The sequence below is a fragment of the Clostridium sp. KNHs216 genome, assembly GCF_006714885.1.
Taxonomy (GTDB): Bacteria; Bacillota; Clostridia; order Oscillospirales; family Acutalibacteraceae; genus Caproiciproducens.
Genome location: NZ_VFMF01000001.1, coordinates 3006257 through 3023324, shown reverse-complemented (window position 1 = coordinate 3023324; position 17068 = coordinate 3006257). Strand labels below are relative to the sequence as shown.

Genomic DNA, 17068 nt, shown 5'->3' with positions numbered 1-17068 from the left:
ATGATATCCGGATGTGTCGTTTCCGCCGTTAACATGGATTCCCTGCAGTCAGATCATTCTTTAATTAACGGAATAGTTTTCAATATACTTGATTGCGCCGTCTTTGATCTGGAAAATAGCTGCGTCGCGGGTAGGATCGTGTGTTGCCGGATCGACCGACATTGTCCCCAAATACCCCTTAAAGTCCTTCGTATTTTCAAGTCCGTCCCGGATCGCTTCTGGGTCGGCTGAATTTTTTTCTTTCATAACCTGTACCAGCCACATGACGCCGTCGTACCCGAACAGGCACTCCGCCTCGGGAACGATATTATAGACTTTTTTGTAGCGTTCACCGTATTCAATTGCTTCCCTGGTGTTAAAGCCAGGACGTGAGCAGTAGTAGCTGTTGTCGATCGCAGTGCCCGCCAGCTTTGGAAGGTCCTGGGAATCCCAGCCGTCCGCACCGACAAACTGACAGGTGATGCCAAGCTCTCTCGCCTGTTTGGTAATCAGCGCGACATCCTTGTAAATCCAGGGAATAAACAGGACGTCCGGGTTTGCGCTCTTGATCTTGGAAAGCTGAGCGCGGAAATCGTTGTCGCCCGATCTGGCCTCTTCCTTTGCGACAATAGTACCGCCCTTTGCAGTGAATTCCTTCGTCAGATACTGCGTGATTCCGGTGGAGTAGTTGTCGCCGATGTCGGTGATGATCGCGGCCTTTTTAAAGCCGAGCTTTTCATAAACATAGGAACCCAGCACACGGCCCTGGAACGGATCGGTAAAGCCGATACGGAAAGAGTAGGGATGAAGCTTGCCCTGCTCGTCCACTGTAACCGACGGGCTGGATGCCGCGGTCGCGACCAGTGGAATCTTTTTGGAATCGGCCACCGGCGCCATCGCGATGTTGCAGCTGGAGAAATTCGTCCCCACAACGGCGACCACTTTACTTTCATCGATCAGCTTGTTCAATGCGTTTACGGAATCCAGAGGCTGCCCCTGGCCGTCGTAGCCGACCACTTCGATCGGCCTGCCCAAAACTCCTCCCGCCGCGTTGACATCCTCTACGGCAAGCTTCATCCCGTTGAGTCCCGCCTGTCCCCAAAGGGCGGAATCGCCGGAAAGTGCGCTGACATAGCCGATGCGGATCGGTTCTCCGCTGGGACCGGACGCGCCGCCGGCTGCCGACCCTGCGTCAGACGCGGCGGTGCTTGCCGCAGCGCCTGCGGTACTGCCGGTTTCCCCACCGGAACATCCTGCCAGACTTGCCACCAGGGACAACGCCAGCAATGCGCTTAAGACTTTCTTTAACATACAACTTTCCTCCTGCTTGATAAATTTTAACCGAGCATACTGCTTCGATTATTTTCTAAAGACAGCCGCTTTCCCTTGTGAAAAACGGCTCCCGTTAGTGCGTGTACTCGAATTCGAGCGGCTCCCCATCGATAAAATGCTTTATATCCTTTACCAGCGCGATGGTATGATTGATTATGGCATCGTAAGTGGCACCCGCCAGATGCGGTGTGACAACGATATTGTCGCACTGGGTAAGAAAAGGATGGTCTTTTGCAATCGGTTCACTTTCAAATACATCCACCGCCGCTCCGGCGATTTCATGGTTAAGCAAAGCCGAGATCAGCGCCTGCTCCTCCACAAGTGCTCCCCGGGACGTGTTGATAAAATAGGCCGTTTTCTTCATTTTGCCGAATGCTTCCGCGTTGACGATCCCGCGCGTTTCCGGCGTATCCTTGCAATGCACCGTTACAACATCGGACTGGGCCAGCAATTCGTCGAGGCTGACAGAACGTGTATCCTCTTCCAGAGTGTCCGGATCGACAAAGGGATCATAGATGAGAATATGCATTCCAAATCCCCGGCAGAGCTTAGCAACCGCGCGCCCGATGCTGCCGTAGCCGATGATGCCGAGGTTGCGCCCGGAAAGCTGACGGCCTTTATACAGCACATACGGGGAATTGGAGTCCAGCGCCCAGGTCACATCGGCGCGGAGCCCTTCCCTTACCGTATTGCTCCGCTTTTTCTCGGACACATGCTGTCCGCTGTGAAGGGCGGAATACGCGATCGGGATTTTACGCATGATGGAAAGCATAAGAGCAACCGTAAATTCAGCGGTACAGGTGGTGTTTCTTCCGGGGGAATAGCTTACTTTAATCCCCTTTTGCCGTGCATAGCCGGTATCCACATTCACCGGGTTCGCGCGCGTGCATACGATCAATTTCAAATCGGGCGCCGCATCGATCACTCTCTTCGTAATCGGATCATAGCTGGTAATCAGAATCTCTTTATCTTTCACCAGTTCGACCATCTGATCTTCACTGAGAATCTTTTTTGTTTCGACCCAGCCCGCATACTGCAGCTCCAAGAGCTGCTCGAGTTCTTCAATATGCGGTCTGCTGATTTCTGCTGTTAATAATGTTTTCATTCTCTACATGTCTTCCTCTCAACGCATTTCACAATTTCAGAAACCTATATTTCTTCATGCTCCTCAATCCGTTTTCCGTAATTTTGAAAGCGCACGATCATTCTCTTCATTTCGTCTTCCGGAAGAATGACCGGTTCGCCGATACTCTTGGTTCTGTACATCAGTTCGCAGCAGAATTCAATTTCTTCTGTGACGGCAAACGCCTCCGCCAGATTCGCGCCTCCCGCCAGCAGCCCGTGATTGGCCAGCAGAACCGCCTTTCTGTCCTTCATTGCCTCAAAAGCATTTTTCGCCAGACGGACAGTACCGTAAGTCGCGTATTCCGCGCATCTGACGTCGGTACCGGCATATGCGACCAGATAATGTACCGCCGGAAGCGGTTGGCGAAGGCAGGAGAGAGTGGCGGCAAAAGTGGTATGGGTATGTATCATCGCCTGAATATCGGTGCGGTACTTGTAAAAAATGCGGTGCATGTCGCATTCGCTGGAAGGAACGGCATCGCCGTCGACTATTTTTCCGGTCTGCACATCGATCAGGACGATTTGTTCCGGCTTGATCTCGAAATAATCGATCCCGCTCGGTGTAATTGCCATAAGGCCTGACTCTCGGTCGCAAACGCTGAGGTTTCCTCCCGTTCCCTTTGTCAATCTGGATTCAACCGCTTTTTTTCCGTAACAGATAATTTCGTTTCTGATTTCCTGTAGAAGCATCCCCTTAATCACCTTTCATTTCATAAATTTAATTTGACTGGGGCTGGCCAAGGCTGATCGGTTCAGGTAGTTTCCTCAAGCATGTCCCCAACATCCAACGATAATTTTTTTGCGATGGAAGCCGCGATCGACTGGTCGATAATCAGCACATCGACACACCCGGTGTTGATCGCCCCCAGAACGGCGTCCGTTTTGTTGTCGCCGCAGGCCATCACCGCCACGCAGGGAATCTGGGCAAGCGTTTCCGGCGACACGCCGATGACATTATTTTCCTGTTCCCACGTACCGTCCATTTTGAACGGCTGCATGACCAGATCGCCCACATATCCCCCGTCCACCAGACGTTCCATCCTTTCCTGTGTCAGGAAGCCCTGCTGGTAGATGGTGGAGGACTGGCTCAGTTCGCCGACGCCCAGTACCGCGATATTGCATCTGTGGATAAGGTCAAACGTTTCTTCAAAAGCATTGTCCTGTAAAATCACCTCTCTGGCCTGTGCGTTGTCCACCATGGCCGGCGCGTATAAAAGATGATAGTCACAGGAAAGCTTTTTCGCCAGCGTCCGGGCTATTTCGTCGGGTTTCGCCATCTCGCTGTTTGAATTCAGCCCGCCGACCATCTGCACCACCGTGCATCTGCTCAGGCTTTTCTGCTGCATTTTCATGACCGCGGCCCCCAGGGTAACGCCCCAGGAAACCCCTATGATCTGTCCGTCACGGATTAAATACCCCAACGCCTCAGCAGCTTCCTGCCCAAACAAATCCAACGGATCATCGCTTTCGTTGACATTAAAAATGAATACCCGGTTTAATGAAAAATACTGTTCAAATACGCTCTCGAGTCTTACATTATCTTCGTGAAGACCGTTGATTTTGATTTCCACAATGCCATCTTCCACTAATTTGCCAATAATCTGATTTACCCGCTGTCTGGTCAAATTCAGCCGCTGGGCGATTTCAGCCTGTGTCATGTTCAGTTTGTAATACCAATAAGCGATTTTTAAAATATAGTTGCTCTCTTCAGGCTGTGATCCCCTCATTTCAATTTGTGCCCCTTTCTATATGACATTTGTAAAGTAAAATTACAAATGTAAGATTTGTCCCTATTATAGCGTGCCCCATTCGATAAGTCAAGACAATTTATAACAAAATTTGTGATACTTGGACACATTTCTGGCACTAATCACCTTATCCGTGTCTAAATTGATTCTCTTTTCCACTCCCGGCGGCTATTCGGCCCGAAACGGCAGCCGGACACAGATAAAAAAGGCGACAAAAAACCGTCCCCCACCATTGAGTGAGAGACGGTTTCTTCTTTTTAAAGGGGAGGAAGCGCTATTCTGCGCTGCTTTCCCGGTACCCGCCGATCGTCTGTCCGGTAAACTTTTTGAATACGCGGCAAAAATAGGTGGGGTTGGAATATCCGGTGCGCTCCGCTATTTCCTTGATGGAAAGGCGGGTCACGCCCGCCAGCTTGATGGCCTCCTGCATTCTTACCTGCGTGAGATAGCCGATAAAGGTCTGACCCAACTCCTGTTTCAGCAAACGGCTGAGATAAAACGGGCTGATGCCGATCTGGTCGGCCACCGCCTCGAGGGAAAGGTCTTTTTTATAGTTTTCCTCTATGAATTTGCGCGCCTTTACGACATAGGGATTGGAGTCGCTCTTCCAGCCGGTACGTAAAAGCCCGGATAAAAGCTTTAGGTTCTCTCCGATCCGGCGGATCCGGTAATCGGGATTTGTGCCGGATTCCAGCTGGCGGGAGGTCATGGCGAAAAAACGCTGCAGTTCGGCGGTATTGGCTTTGGGCAGTTTTAAAGCGATGTCCTGACAGGAACGCCAGAGGTACATCGGAATCGACGCGTCGGACTTCAAAGCGGGCATTTCCGCCATCAGCACGGCGTCCAGGTTCTGAAAATTCCCGGACTGCGCGGACTTTACAAGGTCCGAGGCCAGCTGCGTCAAATAATCGGCATCCACATTTGAAGAAGCGGAGCGGTAAAAGCTGATGGGAATATCCGTTATGCCGCGCAGGGCGGCAATGCTCTCGCGGTAAGAATCCGGCATCTTTTCAAAGGCCGGATAGCACCGCCCGACCCCGGCCCGCAGCAGAAGGCTGGAATGGCTTTTGAGCTTGTCAAACAGGACCTGCAATACATCCGTAAGCCACGATTCCCAATGATCCCCATCCTTGGACGGAATAAAGAACAGAATGCTGATACTGAAATCGTTGATGGTTGCAAGCAGGGTGCACACGTCCTGAAGCGCGCTGTGCAAATAATTGCGCAGCTCCTTTTTGTCGCAGGACGCCAAAATGCCGTCCGCGCTGTCCACGGGAATCAGAGAGACCATCAGGCCGCCCGAAAACTGTACGGCGTTGATTTCACACCACATAGAAAAGCTGGAAACGGCCGGTTCGCCCATAAAAATGGAATAGATGATCTCACTTTCGATGACCGGCTGAATATTGCTGAAGAGCTCGTCGACCTGAATACGGCTTTTCCGGCTCGCCTGCACCTTATCGATGTCATCGCAGAGCTTTCGGATCACCGCCACGGTATCGGTACGCTTCTGCGGCTTCAGAATATAGTAATCCACCTTCAATGATAACGCCCTCTGCGCATATTCAAAATCGCTGTAGGCGGTATTGATGATAAAACGGGTCGGCACGTTTAAACTGCTGACCAGCTGAATGGCGTCGATCCCGTTGATTCCGGGCATATTGATGTCCACAATCGCGATGTCCGGCTTGTACTGGTCGATGAAAGAGACCATCTCCGCACCGTTGCGCGCAAGGCCGACGATCCGGATATCCGTAAATTCCTTCTTGATTAACAGCGACAGGGATTTCAGCTCGATCTCCTCATCGTCGGCGATCACCATTGTATGCATTTTTTCACCACCTTCTGCATAAATTTCCGCAATTCCTATCTGTCCCAGGGAATTCCGATATGGATCAGCGTGCGGTGCGGCGTACTGTCGATCAGGAAATCAATATCCCCTCCGAAAAACAGCTTTAAGCGCAGATAAACATTTTGCAGCCCGATATGCTGGTCCGACAGTTCGCCGTCGCTTTCATAAACGGACGAGCGCAGTTCCTTCAAGGCTTCGGCGGGGATGCCTACCCCGTTGTCTTCCACCTCCAGGCAGTTCCACCGGTCCCTGTGGAACGCGCGTATGGTGACCCGGCCCCCGTCGATCAGAGAGCCAAGTCCGTGCGTAATCGCATTCTCCACCAAGGGCTGCAAAATCATACAGGGAAGCTGCTGCTGCTCACAGGTAGGATTCACGTCGAAATGGAACCGGATACGGTCACCAAAACGGCACTGCTGGATATAGACATACTCCTGCAGATTCGCAAGCTCGTCTCCCACGGTGACGGGCTGGGTGGATTTTCCGAGATTATACCGCAGATAATTGGCCGTACATTCTATCAGATGCGAGGTTTCTTCGGCATTTTCCATATAGGCCGTCTGGGAAATCATATTGAGCGTATTGAATAAGAAATGGGGATTGATGCGCGCCTGCAGCAGGCTTAGCTGGCTGCTCTGCAAAGCGCTGGTCATGCGGATGTTTTTCATTTCGATTTCCTGGAGCTGTTCCCGTATTCTGGCCCCTTTTTCGATTTGAGAAATCTGGTTCTGTATGGTGTCGAGCATCTTATTGAAGGCGGCGGCGAACAGCTCCAGTTCATCATTTGTCTGAATCCCGATATGCGTCTGCTTTGTCGGATTTTCCGTCACCTGAGCCGCAAATTCGGTCAGCTTTGCGACGGAGCGGGTAATCCCCGTGACCACCTTTCTGTAAAAGACCAGGAAGACACAGAATGCAGACCCCAGCAGAATCAGCTGCAAAAGAGTAAAGACAATGTTCAGCCGCTGCATCTGCAGCCGTTTCGCCTGTGCCGACACCAGCTTGACCGAATAAATATCCTTAAAGCTGACGTTGATGTAGGAAACGATATCCTGTGTCTCGGAATAGAGCCGGTTGATTTCGGAATCGCTGCCGAACCCCGGCGAAGAATGATTTTTCTGAAGCTGCTGCGTAAGCTCCCCGCTTTTGTCAAGGTAGGTCTGCACCATATTGCACAGGTCGGCGACCTCCCTTGACCAGCTACCCTTCAGCCCCTGTTCCAGCAAATCCGCACAGGCCTTCGTCTCCGCAGAGGATTTGAGATAATCGTCAAAGCTGGAAGCCCTCAAATAGGTATAAATATCGAACAGATGCGTATTGGTGGTCTCCACCCCGGCAAACAGCCGGTTCAGGCTCAGAAGGGAGTCCATCTCCCTTTCGTACTGCCGGTTGATATATTGGTTACACACAAAAGACACCGCAAAAAGCAGAAACATGACCAGCAGAATCATGATATAGCCGCAGCTGTACTTCCGGCTGATGGTCCCGGCAGAAAAACGGCGTAGAATGGAAAAACGTTTTTTGGATTTTCTACTTGTCATACCGGTAATGTCCTTCCTGGTCCAGATCAGCAGAGGTGATAAATTTGGTCTGTGTGTAAATCATATTGCTGCTGTATTGCCCCGTCCTCACAAAACGGTCGATTTCCTGAACACAAAGGTAGCCCATCGTATGGATCTGCTGCAGGATCAGGCCGTCGACAATTCCGCGGGACAGACCCTTGATGGATTCGTTGGAATAGTCAAAACCAAGAATACACTGAATTCTCTTATCCTTTTCCGAAAGCATATTGCCAAAGGTCAGAGCCCCCGTTCCCTCAATACATACGACAGCGTCAATGTTCTGAGGCGAAGAACAGATCTCCTTATATTTCTGCAGGACGGTGATGGAGTCGTAATTTCCGTAGTCCACGCGAAGGATTTTCACCCCCGGATACGCGGCGGCGGCGTCCCGCATCCCCGAAAGGCGCAGCTCCAGATTAGGGTATCCCTCCGCCCCGCTGATTACGGCAACTCTCGCCTTTCCTTTGGTGAGCTGCACCAGCTTTTCTCCCATCAGACGCCCGGCGGCGTAGTTGTCCGTCCCGACATAGAGCCTTTTTCCGAACTGAGGAAGGTCGGTATCGATAAAAACGACCTGTACTCCGGCACTGCGGGCATCCTCCAGCGCCTTTATGTAGTCCTGATTATCGATTCCCTGAACAATGACGGCATCCACCCGCGCGGCGGTGGCGGCTTTAATCAATTCGGTCATCTGAGGGATATTATAATTCAGCTGCGGCGTACAGATTTTGATATCCACGGGAAAATCGTCCTTCGCCGATAAAATGCCGTCCGAAATATCCGTCCAGTACCCGTAATCCCTGTGGGGAAGAACCGCCGTGATGCGCAGAGGTACCGAAGCGGAGGAGCTTACGCCCGAAAAGCCGGCCCGGCACCCGAAACAGAAAATCAGCAGAAGCAGAGCCGCCAACGATAGAGAGAACCTTCTTTTCATTTCTCCATTCTCCTTTATTGCCTAAAAACAAACTCGTTTTGACAAGTATTATTATACATTATGAATAACGATTGTGAAGGCATAAAGAGAATAAACAGTTCAATCTTTCCTGGCATATTTGCGGACGTCCAGCGCCACGGCCCCGATAATGATCAGCCCTTTTACAACGTTCTGCCAGTAGGGGCTGATTCCGATAAAGGTCAGGCCGTAGCTGATGACATTGAAAATAATAACGCCGGCAAACACCCCGCCGACTGTTCCGACGCCGCCTGTAATCGAACATCCGCCGACGATGCAGGAAGCAATGGCGTCCAGCTCATAGGCATTTCCGTACGCGCTTGTCGCGGAACCGGTCCGCGCGGCTTCCATACTGCCGGACAGGCCGTAAAGCAGCCCCGCAAGCGTAAAGGTGATCATCTGCATTTTGAAAAGGCTGATGCCGGACACCCGGGCCGCTTCCGGGTTTCCGCCCACCGCAAAGATATCTTTTCCCATGCAGGTTTTTGTCAGCAGCAGCCACACGGCCACAAGGCAGACAGCGGCAACAATAATCAGATAGGGTACCTCCAGAACGGACCCGCTTCCGAAGCTGCTGAAACCCTCGGTAAAGCTGCCCAGCGGCTGCGAGTTGTTCGGCGCCTTGTTGAAATAAAGGCTGGAAACACCGAAAAGAATCATCTGACTGCCCAGAGTGGCCAGAAACGCGGGCACGCGGAGTTTGGAAACCGCCCACCCGTTGAAAGCACCGAACGCAACGCCGACCAGCATGGAGGCAAGGACAGGGACCACCACCGGCATTTCCGGCAGCTGCGGCCAGAATTTAGCCGTGTAGGAAGCCTGCTGCGCCAGAGAGCCGGCGACGAGCGCCGCGAGTCCCAGCATCCTGCCGCCCGAAAGGTCCGCTGAACCGGAGATAATGATGAACATACAGCCAAGCGCCATCACGATACGCACGGAGCTCTGCATAAAAATGTCACGGAATACGTCAAGGGAAAAGAAATTGGGAGAAATGACTCCAATGATAATGATAAGCGCGAGTAAGATAAAATAGATTGCGTTGTTAATGATCAGTTCTTTGGGGTGAAATTTTGTTTTTTCGTTCATACGGCTGCTCCTCCTTCAAGATTGCTGTGGTAAGTGCTGGCAAGTAGCATAATCTGCTCGTCCGTGGCGGTTTTCCCGTCCAGAAGCCCGGACAGCCGTCCCTCGCACATGACCATGATGCGGTCCGACATCCCCATCAGTTCCGGCATTTCCGAACTGATCATGATGATGCATTTCCCCTCCGCGGCCATTTTCGTCATAAGGGTATAAATTTCATATTTCGCACCGACATCGATCCCCCGCGTAGGTTCGTCCAGAATCAGAATGTCGGGGTCGGTAAGCATCCATCTTCCAAGCAGCACCTTCTGCTGGTTTCCGCCGGAAAGATACTGGATCTGCGTTTTCATCGTCGGCGTCTTGATGGACAGCGACTCGATAAACCGCCCCGTGTCGTCGCGCCGCTTCTTTTCATTGAGAAACAGCCGGCCGCCGGTATACATTCTGCGGTGTGACGTCTGATTTGCCAGAACAAGATTTTCCTCCACCGAGAGCATCGGGATGATTCCGGTCGCCCGGCGCTCCTCCGTAAGGAGGGCGACCCCTTTTTTGATGGCGTCCTGCGGGCGGCGTATTTTGACCTCTTCGCCGTTGATGGACACTTTGCCGGAAGCAACGGGCCTCAACCCGAAAATCGATTCCATCAACTCGGTGCGCTGCGCCCCCACAAGCCCCCCGAGGCCGAGGATTTCGCCCTTTCTCAGTGTAAAGCTGATGTCCTTGAAGGAGTGGGCGGACGCGGAGGTGAGGTGTTCCACCACCAGATATTCCTCCCCGGGCTTGTGTTCGCGCGCGGGGAAACGATCGGTCATCTGCCTGCCGACCATCCTGCTGACAATCAGGTCCTGCGTCAGTTCCGAAGAAGGCCAGTTGCCCACCAGCTCGCCATCGCGCATAATGGTCACTTCATCGGATATCTGAAGGATTTCTTCGATCTTGTGTGAGATATAAATGATCGCGACGCCCTGTCCGGTCAGTGTTTTGATGATCTTAAAAAGCAGCTCCACTTCCGAATCCGAAAGGGAGGAGGTCGGCTCGTCCATAATGATTACCTTGGCGTCGTACGATACGGCGCGCACGATTTCAATCAGCTGGCAGTGGGCCGCCGCGAGTTCCCCGACCGATTGCCGCGGGTCCAGCCTGATGCCCAGCCTGTCGAAAAGGGCCTTGGTGTCGTTGTACATCTTTTTCTGATCGACCCATTTAACAGCCAGGCGCTTTTGATAGGGAGTACGCCCGACCCACAGATTTTCCATCACATTTTGAGTGCGTATCGGATGCAGCTCCTGATGGATCATCGCAATCCCGTTTGCCATGGCGTCGCTGATGCTTTTGAATTGAACGGGTTTTCCCTCCACGAGGATTTCCCCTTCATCCGGGTGATACAGCCCGAACGCACACTTCATCAGGGTGGATTTTCCGGCGCCGTTTTCCCCCATCAGCGCGTGGACCGTGCCCTTCCGCACCTTCAAAGAAACCCGGTCAAGCGCCTTTACCCCGGGAAACGACTTGCTGATCTCCCGCATTTCAAGGACAATGTCCGAAGATTCCACAAAATTTCCTCCTTTCTGAAAAAGCAGCCGGATTCTCTCCGGCTGCTTTGAGACATTGCCTTAATAAGATGCATCCTCGGTATTTTCTGCCGTAATGCCGACATAGTTGATGTAAATATGATGGTCCTTTACGGTGATGCCATCGATGCCCATATTCTCCTGCGTAACCTCTTTTCCTTCCTCCAGCAGCGACATCAGCTTATAGATGGACTTTCCGAGCGTAACGGGGTTATTCAGAGCGGTCCCCAAAAGGGTTCCGTTTTTGAGGGCCTCCACCCCGACTTTGGTCGCGTCAACGCCGACCACGGGGATGAAGCTGTTTTTATCTTTGAAGAAATTGCTGGCTTTCAGCGCCTCGATTGCCCCCAGCGCCATATCGTCGTTGCACGCGATGACCGCCTCAACGTCCTTCTTACGGGCCTGAAGGATAGACGCCACCTGGTTCTGTGCCTCCCCGCGCTGGTAGTTGCAGATCGCTTCCTGTATCAGATTCGTCTGGATTCCGGCGTCCTGCAGTGCCTGCACGGAATACTTTGCGCGGACCTGGGTATCGTAGTGCTGCTGAAGTCCGAGTAGCATGATATAATCCAGTTTCCCGTTTTTATTGCGGTCTGCTTCCGGGTGTTCCTTCCAGTACTTGGCAAGCTGCTCACCGATGATTTTACCGGACTGATCGGCCAGGCTGGAAACATGGTAAACCTTGTCGTAAAGCTTGAACTCCTCGTCGCTCGGGCTGTCCGTGTTTGCAAAGATCAGCGTTGCGTTCTTTGCCTTCGCCTGTTTGATAATGTCCGCTTTGGCGTTGGTATTGATGTTGTTCAGCACCAGATATTTTACGTTCTGGGTATAGAAATTGTTGACGTTGTTCGTCTGGGTCGCAATGTCGTTCTGGCTGTCGGCATCGATCACCTTGATTTTCCCGTCCTGTGCGGCGGCCTCGTTCAACGTTGTGCGGGCATTGGCGATAAACGTATCGCCGAAGTTGTACCACGCGACACCGGCAACCGGCTGCTTCCCGGTATTTTCCGCCTGTTGGGACGCGACCGAACCCGTATCCCCGGAGCCGGAGCTTGCAGGGGCCGCGGAATTGCCGCCGGAACTGCCGCATGCCGTAACGCCAAGCATCATGGAGAATGCAACAAGGACTGCCATTACTCTTTTCATCATACTTACCTCCTGTATTTTTGAGAGTTTCTCTCTTGCTGTACTGATTATATCGGACAAATCGGAGGTAAGAAATGATAAATTTTTATAATGACTGCACAATCATGCTGTATCACTGCAATATTTTGCTGCCGATTGCACTTTCTTGCTATTTGGAAGAAAAGGAATCCAGCGCACGCATGTCTTTCGCGATTTCACGCAGGATATCCTCCACCTGAGGAGCATAGCCGAGCCGGTCGAAGGTCCCGTGAAAAATACCGCCGTAGCGGATTGCCCGGAAATCCACACCCGCCGTTTTCAGCATTCCGAGGTATGCGTCGCACTCCGCCCGCAGGAAATCATATTCCGCCGTAACAAGCAGGGTTTTTGGCAGGCCCTCGCATTTCGCGGCAATCGGGCAGTAATGGGGAGTATAGCGGTCCGTTCCCTCCGGCAGGTACCAGTTGTTCACTTCTCCGCTCATTTTCCCCGTCAGCCCTATCTGTTCCCGGATAATGGGATCGTTGTCCGGATTTTCATATAATTCCTCTTTCCAATAATAATAGGGTTCCTCGGAAGACAGCGCACTGCTCAGCTTCGGATAGATCAGGCACTGGTAGCCGATCCTTCCCTTCCCCTCGTCGCGGTCCGCAACGGAAAGGGCCGCCGACAGATTGCCGCCCGCCGAATCGCCAGCGACGCCAATCCTTTTCCGGTCGATTCCAAACGTATCGGCACCGGAATAGACCCATTCCAGCACAGCCTTGCAGTCGTCGAAAGCAACCGGATAAGGATGCTCAGGCGCAAGGGGATAATCCACCGAAAAGACCACGCCGTCCATCAGCTGCGCCAGCAGCTTGCACTGATTCTCCACCGTCTCGATATCTCCCGCCACAAAAGCGCCGCCGTGAATAAGGAGGATGCAGGGACGGGACTTTCCCGTACCCGGTATTTCGTAGCGCCAGACGGAAAACGGCCCGTGCTCTGACAGCAGGACATGCCTTTCAGAAACGACATGGGAACTGAGGTCGCTGCTCCGCCAGCCGAACGTATACCGGATCTGTGACAGCGCGCTGTAATTTTCCGGCTGCGGCGGACCGAACAGCCGGTCCGCATTCGCCAATAATTCGTCATCGTAACGCTCGGGATGGCGGATAAAATCTTCCCGCACGGCATGGCTGGCCAGCGCGGTCCGCGGGTCCATCTTTCCCCCCATGCGATCATAGCAGCTGCGAATTTCAACCGCCGCCCCATTTTCCAATATTTCTGTTTTGGCATCTTTCTCCAAACTGACCAATAGCTGCCGATACCTTTCCTTTTCCATCAGAACTGCCTCCTTTAATGATCCGGCCCTGTACCCCGGACTGATTCTATAGAATGATCATAACATCCAAAACGAGAACCGTCGATTATATATTTCTGCACTGATTCTCTTATCTTGCAATCCCGGTCGGGAGGAGTCATATACGCAATTCCATTTCAGTTTGCGAGACAAAGCGCGTTCCTCCCCCGCCGAGGGCGGGGGAGGAACGCAACCTTGTTGCAGAATCAACTGGAAATGCTATAAGAGGGAAAAAAGAGTTATAATTAAATTTATGATATAGCAACTTTTTGGGAACCCCAAAACGTCTAATCAGTGTTCTTAAGAATAAGCAAACAGGCAGGGGGTAAAAAAGTGCCAGATGACGAGCAGATTTTCCGGAAAATCATCGATCAGCGCGACCGGTTTTACCGGGTTGCATATAGCTATGTAGGCAACGAACAGGATGCGATGGACGTTGTACAGGACGTAGCATATAAAGCCGTTAAAAACCTCAGAAGATTAAGGGAACCTGAATACGCGGAAACCTGGCTTTTTCGGGTTACCATCAACACTTCTTTGGATTTCTTACGAAAACGGAGCCACGAACAGGTAGGACTTCCTACAGAAGAAAAAGGCGCAAATGACGATTACGAATCCCTTACGGTTTTCGATATGCTCCGCCAGCTTGATCACACCAGCCGGGCGGTCATCATCCTGCATTTTATGGAAGGAAAAACCTTTCAGCAAATATCGGCTATCATTGAGAAGAATGTCAATACCGTAAAAACCCTCTATTACAAATCATTGAAAACATTGAAGATTCAACTTTCTGAGGAGGCTATAAATCATGTCAATGAGTCAAAAAGATTGGAATGATTTCATCGTTCAGTACGAACAATTCCATGCACCCCGGGAGTTGGAAGAAAGGCTGAGACAAATGGGAAACGAATATCAGAGAAAAAAACACCCCAGCCCCCTTTTCCTTTGGAGCCGGAGAGCAGCCGCCTGCTTGTGCTGTGCAGTGATCGGGCTTTCGGTCGCCGCCAACACCAGTGCGGCAGCTGCGGAAACACTGCAGAATATCCCGATCATTGGCCCTATTACAAAAGTGGTCACCTTCCGCCATTATCAATCCGGGGATGCGGACATCAGGACACCGCATGTCACAGGACTGGGTGATAAAAAGGTGGAAGAAAAACTGAATCAGGAATTCGACCAATACGCCGATGTTCTCATCGCGCAGTACGAGTCCGATATAAAAGGAATGGGAAGCAGTGCAAAGGAAGCGGTAACATCTTCCTATAACGTGCTGGTAGACAACGACTCCCAACTCACAATTGCCATACGCACTGTTTTAGTCAGCGGAGATTCCATGGAAATTGACCGGTATTACAATATCGAAAAGAGCTCAGGGAAAATCCTAAAGCTTTCCGATCTTTTCAAGGGCAATTCCGATTATGCTGCTCCGATTAACACTTACATCTCAGAAAAAATTCAAAAATCCTCCGAGGATTATTTTACCGACACGGATGCTTTTCAAACAATTGCAAAGGACCAAAATTTCTATATCAACAAAAGCGGAAAACTGATCATTGTTTTTGACGAGGGCAGCATTGCTCCGGCCTACAGGGGCATAACAGAATTTACCATTCCCACAGACCTGATTGCCGGCATCCTCGCAGACGGCAGCATGATTCATTGAGCAGGAATCGCAGTACAGAATGTTAGACGATAAAACAGCGCTCCATACATGTTAGGTATGGAGCGCTAAGCAGAAGACAAAACGCCGCTTGGGGCTGAATCCCAAACGGCGTTTTGTCTTCAGACTGAACCGAGAGCATCAGGAAGCATTCCTGATGCTCTCGGTCTTACTGCGCAAAGAAACCCGTCCTCATTTATCGTGAAGGACGGGTTCCAAAACGAACCGAAACTGCAGCCTCTACAGTTCTTCTATACGCTTAAGGTCCGACGAGCACCCCAATATTTGCAGCATTTCAGCATGGGAACAGCTTTGCCTTGCTTTGACCGACAGCAGGACGGAGGTTGCTTTTTTTTCAGTTGTTTTATTTTTAATCACCTGAATATCCGATATTTCCATGTCTTTTTCTTTTGCCAGATTAATGAAAGCTCCCAAACCTACAGGGGCGTCAAACTCCAGATATAAATCAAGCTGTTTCGAATGATATCTCAATCGTTCATCCAATTTGTGCAAAACCGTCATAACGCAGAAAATTGCGATTCCGCCGACGATCGCCCCCTCGTAGAATCCTATCCCAATAGCGAGACCTACGCAGGCGGATGCCCAGAGCCCCGCCGCCGTAGTGAGTCCTCTCACCTGATTTCTGCCGGTAATGATGATTGTTCCCGCACCAAGGAAGCCGATCCCGCTGATTACCTGAGCCCCTAACCGGCTGACGTCGCCTGTATGAAAAGTAGTAAACACATACTGGTTTGTCATCATTACCAGAGTCGAGCCGAGACACACCAAAATATAGGTCCTGAACCCCGCGGGATGCCTCTTTCTTCCACGCTCAAATCCCAGCGCTCCACCAATAATCACCGACAGGAATATTCGCACGGTGATTGAAAAAAAATTTATGTCCTGAAGCAATTCAAATCCCTTTATGATAAATCTCCTCCCCCTGCTGTAGAATTTGTGCCGAAAAGAAGGCATCTTGAACTTGCAGGGCCGTACAGCGCGTGCCGGGAATTAACTATCCCGCAGCCTGAGAGCAACATCCGGCTTGTTGGTAATAATTCCGTCTGCGCCCTTTGCATATACGAGACGCATATCGGCCGGTTCATCTACGGTCCAGACGTTAACCTTCAGTCCGGCCTCATGAGCTTTATCGACCTGGCCCTCCATGAGACCGAAGCGAAAATAAGGATGTAGGCAATTCGCCCCGATTGACCTGGCATAGGCCCACGGATTTACCAGCCCTCCGTGATATAAAAGGCCGATGCATGCTTTTGGCATTACCCTGCGCAGAGCCAGCAGGCTGTAATGATTAAACGAGCAATACATGGTTCTGTCTGCAAGCCCAAAGTCTTGAATCAGCTTTGCGAGCTGTTTGGCCAATATCGGATTTGGCTTTCGTTCCTCCTTGATCTCGATGTTTAAGCGAAGAGAATTGCCCCGCATAAAATCAAGAACTTCCGGTAAAGCCGGAATTTTCGCCCCTTTATATTCAGGATGAAGAATGCCTGCGTCCAGCATTTTCAGCTGGGCCATAGTGCAGCCTTCAACCGGTCCCGTCCCGTTTGTCGTCCGTTCCAGTGTCTCATCGTGAAAAACCGCCAGCTGTTCATCGCTGGTAAGGTGAATATCCAGCTCGATTCCGTCCGCGTTTTGTTTTGCCGCAAGAGCGAAAGACTCCAGGGTGTTTTCCGGCGCCATAAAGGAGCTGCCCCGATGCGCCCAGACTACTGTTTTCAT

Annotated in this window: 15 protein-coding genes; 2 read left to right on the top strand and 13 right to left on the bottom strand. The window is 51.4% G+C overall.

The window, feature by feature from the left end; all coding sequences use genetic code 11:
- Window positions 1-60: 60 nt before the first annotated feature.
- The 11 genes from LY85_RS14580 to LY85_RS14530 all read right to left on the bottom strand — a co-directional run bounded on the left by LY85_RS14580 (window position 61) and on the right by LY85_RS14530 (window position 13653).
- Window positions 61-1290 carry an ABC transporter substrate-binding protein gene (locus LY85_RS14580; RefSeq protein WP_038322656.1) on the bottom strand — a complete coding sequence of 410 codons (1230 nt, stop codon included), beginning with the start codon at window positions 1288-1290 and terminating at the stop codon, window positions 61-63.
- Between the two features lie 94 nt (window positions 1291-1384).
- Entirely contained in the window at window positions 1385-2416 is a 1032-nt protein-coding gene (locus LY85_RS14575; protein ID WP_141827230.1) for a 2-hydroxyacid dehydrogenase, read from the bottom strand.
- Between the two features lie 44 nt (window positions 2417-2460).
- A complete protein-coding gene (locus LY85_RS14570) occupies window positions 2461-3126 on the bottom strand; it encodes an L-fuculose-phosphate aldolase (protein ID WP_141827229.1) in 666 nt (221 codons plus the stop codon).
- Between the two features lie 62 nt (window positions 3127-3188).
- Complete coding sequence (locus LY85_RS14565) at window positions 3189-4163, bottom strand: sugar-binding domain-containing protein (protein WP_141827228.1); 975 nt, start codon at window positions 4161-4163, stop codon at window positions 3189-3191.
- Between the two features lie 295 nt (window positions 4164-4458).
- Window positions 4459-6015 (bottom strand): helix-turn-helix domain-containing protein, encoded by a 1557-nt coding sequence (locus LY85_RS14560; RefSeq protein WP_141827227.1) that lies wholly within the window; start codon window positions 6013-6015, stop codon window positions 4459-4461.
- Window positions 6016-6050: 35 nt separating this feature from the next.
- Window positions 6051-7577, bottom strand: coding sequence for a sensor histidine kinase (locus LY85_RS14555; protein WP_141827226.1), 1527 nt, complete (start codon window positions 7575-7577; stop codon window positions 6051-6053).
- Complete coding sequence (locus tag LY85_RS14550; RefSeq protein ID WP_141827225.1) at window positions 7567-8532, bottom strand: substrate-binding domain-containing protein; 966 nt, start codon at window positions 8530-8532, stop codon at window positions 7567-7569. The genes LY85_RS14555 and LY85_RS14550 overlap by 11 nt, the downstream gene beginning before the upstream one ends.
- 99 nt (window positions 8533-8631) lie before the next feature.
- A complete protein-coding gene (locus LY85_RS14545) occupies window positions 8632-9636 on the bottom strand; it encodes a hypothetical protein (RefSeq protein WP_038322645.1) in 1005 nt (334 codons plus the stop codon).
- Window positions 9633-11159 carry a sugar ABC transporter ATP-binding protein gene (locus tag LY85_RS14540; RefSeq protein ID WP_141828132.1) on the bottom strand — a complete coding sequence of 509 codons (1527 nt, stop codon included), beginning with the start codon at window positions 11157-11159 and terminating at the stop codon, window positions 9633-9635. Before LY85_RS14540 ends, LY85_RS14545 begins: the two co-directional genes overlap by 4 nt.
- An 87-nt stretch (window positions 11160-11246) precedes the next feature.
- Complete coding sequence (locus tag LY85_RS14535; RefSeq protein ID WP_243122575.1) at window positions 11247-12353, bottom strand: galactose ABC transporter substrate-binding protein; 1107 nt, start codon at window positions 12351-12353, stop codon at window positions 11247-11249.
- Window positions 12354-12498: 145 nt separating this feature from the next.
- Window positions 12499-13653: an alpha/beta hydrolase gene (locus LY85_RS14530; protein ID WP_141827224.1), complete on the bottom strand. Its 1155-nt coding sequence runs from the start codon at window positions 13651-13653 to the stop codon at window positions 12499-12501.
- A gap of 351 nt (window positions 13654-14004) precedes the next feature.
- Between LY85_RS14530 and LY85_RS14525 the strand changes: the two genes are divergently transcribed.
- Both LY85_RS14525 and LY85_RS14520 read left to right on the top strand, forming a co-directional pair.
- Window positions 14005-14508: a sigma-70 family RNA polymerase sigma factor gene (locus LY85_RS14525; protein WP_185741229.1), complete on the top strand. Its 504-nt coding sequence runs from the start codon at window positions 14005-14007 to the stop codon at window positions 14506-14508.
- Entirely contained in the window at window positions 14480-15334 is an 855-nt protein-coding gene (locus LY85_RS14520; protein ID WP_141827222.1) for an RsiV family protein, read from the top strand. Before LY85_RS14525 ends, LY85_RS14520 begins: the two co-directional genes overlap by 29 nt.
- A gap of 237 nt (window positions 15335-15571) precedes the next feature.
- Here LY85_RS14520 and LY85_RS14515 read toward each other — a convergent pair whose 3' ends face one another.
- Window positions 15572-16243, bottom strand: coding sequence for an MgtC/SapB family protein (locus tag LY85_RS14515; protein ID WP_243122574.1), 672 nt, complete (start codon window positions 16241-16243; stop codon window positions 15572-15574).
- Window positions 16244-16342: 99 nt separating this feature from the next.
- Entirely contained in the window at window positions 16343-17068 is a 726-nt protein-coding gene (locus tag LY85_RS14510) for a glycerophosphodiester phosphodiesterase (protein ID WP_141827220.1), read from the bottom strand.

Excerpts from the sequence above, each read along its gene's own strand:
- LY85_RS14550 (WP_141827225.1), bottom strand. The coding sequence starts at position 8,532 with ATGAAAAGAAGGTTCTCTCTATCGTTGGCGGCTCTGCTTCTGCTGATT.
- LY85_RS14560 (WP_141827227.1), bottom strand. The coding sequence starts at position 6,015 with ATGCATACAATGGTGATCGCCGACGATGAGGAGATCGAGCTGAAATCC.
- LY85_RS14540 (WP_141828132.1), bottom strand. The coding sequence starts at position 11,159 with ATGCGGGAGATCAGCAAGTCGTTTCCCGGGGTAAAGGCGCTTGACCGG.
- LY85_RS14580 (WP_038322656.1), bottom strand. The coding sequence starts at position 1,290 with ATGTTAAAGAAAGTCTTAAGCGCATTGCTGGCGTTGTCCCTGGTGGCA.
- LY85_RS14570 (WP_141827229.1), bottom strand. The coding sequence starts at position 3,126 with ATGCTTCTACAGGAAATCAGAAACGAAATTATCTGTTACGGAAAAAAA.
- LY85_RS14545 (WP_038322645.1), bottom strand. The coding sequence starts at position 9,636 with ATGAACGAAAAAACAAAATTTCACCCCAAAGAACTGATCATTAACAAC.
- LY85_RS14555 (WP_141827226.1), bottom strand. The coding sequence starts at position 7,577 with ATGACAAGTAGAAAATCCAAAAAACGTTTTTCCATTCTACGCCGTTTT.
- LY85_RS14565 (WP_141827228.1), bottom strand. The coding sequence starts at position 4,163 with ATGAGGGGATCACAGCCTGAAGAGAGCAACTATATTTTAAAAATCGCT.
- LY85_RS14575 (WP_141827230.1), bottom strand. The coding sequence starts at position 2,416 with ATGAAAACATTATTAACAGCAGAAATCAGCAGACCGCATATTGAAGAA.
- LY85_RS14535 (WP_243122575.1), bottom strand. The coding sequence starts at position 12,353 with ATGATGAAAAGAGTAATGGCAGTCCTTGTTGCATTCTCCATGATGCTT.
- LY85_RS14530 (WP_141827224.1), bottom strand. The coding sequence starts at position 13,653 with ATGGAAAAGGAAAGGTATCGGCAGCTATTGGTCAGTTTGGAGAAAGAT.
- LY85_RS14510 (WP_141827220.1), bottom strand. The coding sequence starts at position 17,068 with ATGAAAACAGTAGTCTGGGCGCATCGGGGCAGCTCCTTTATGGCGCCG.
- LY85_RS14520 (WP_141827222.1), top strand. The coding sequence starts at position 14,480 with ATGTCAATGAGTCAAAAAGATTGGAATGATTTCATCGTTCAGTACGAA.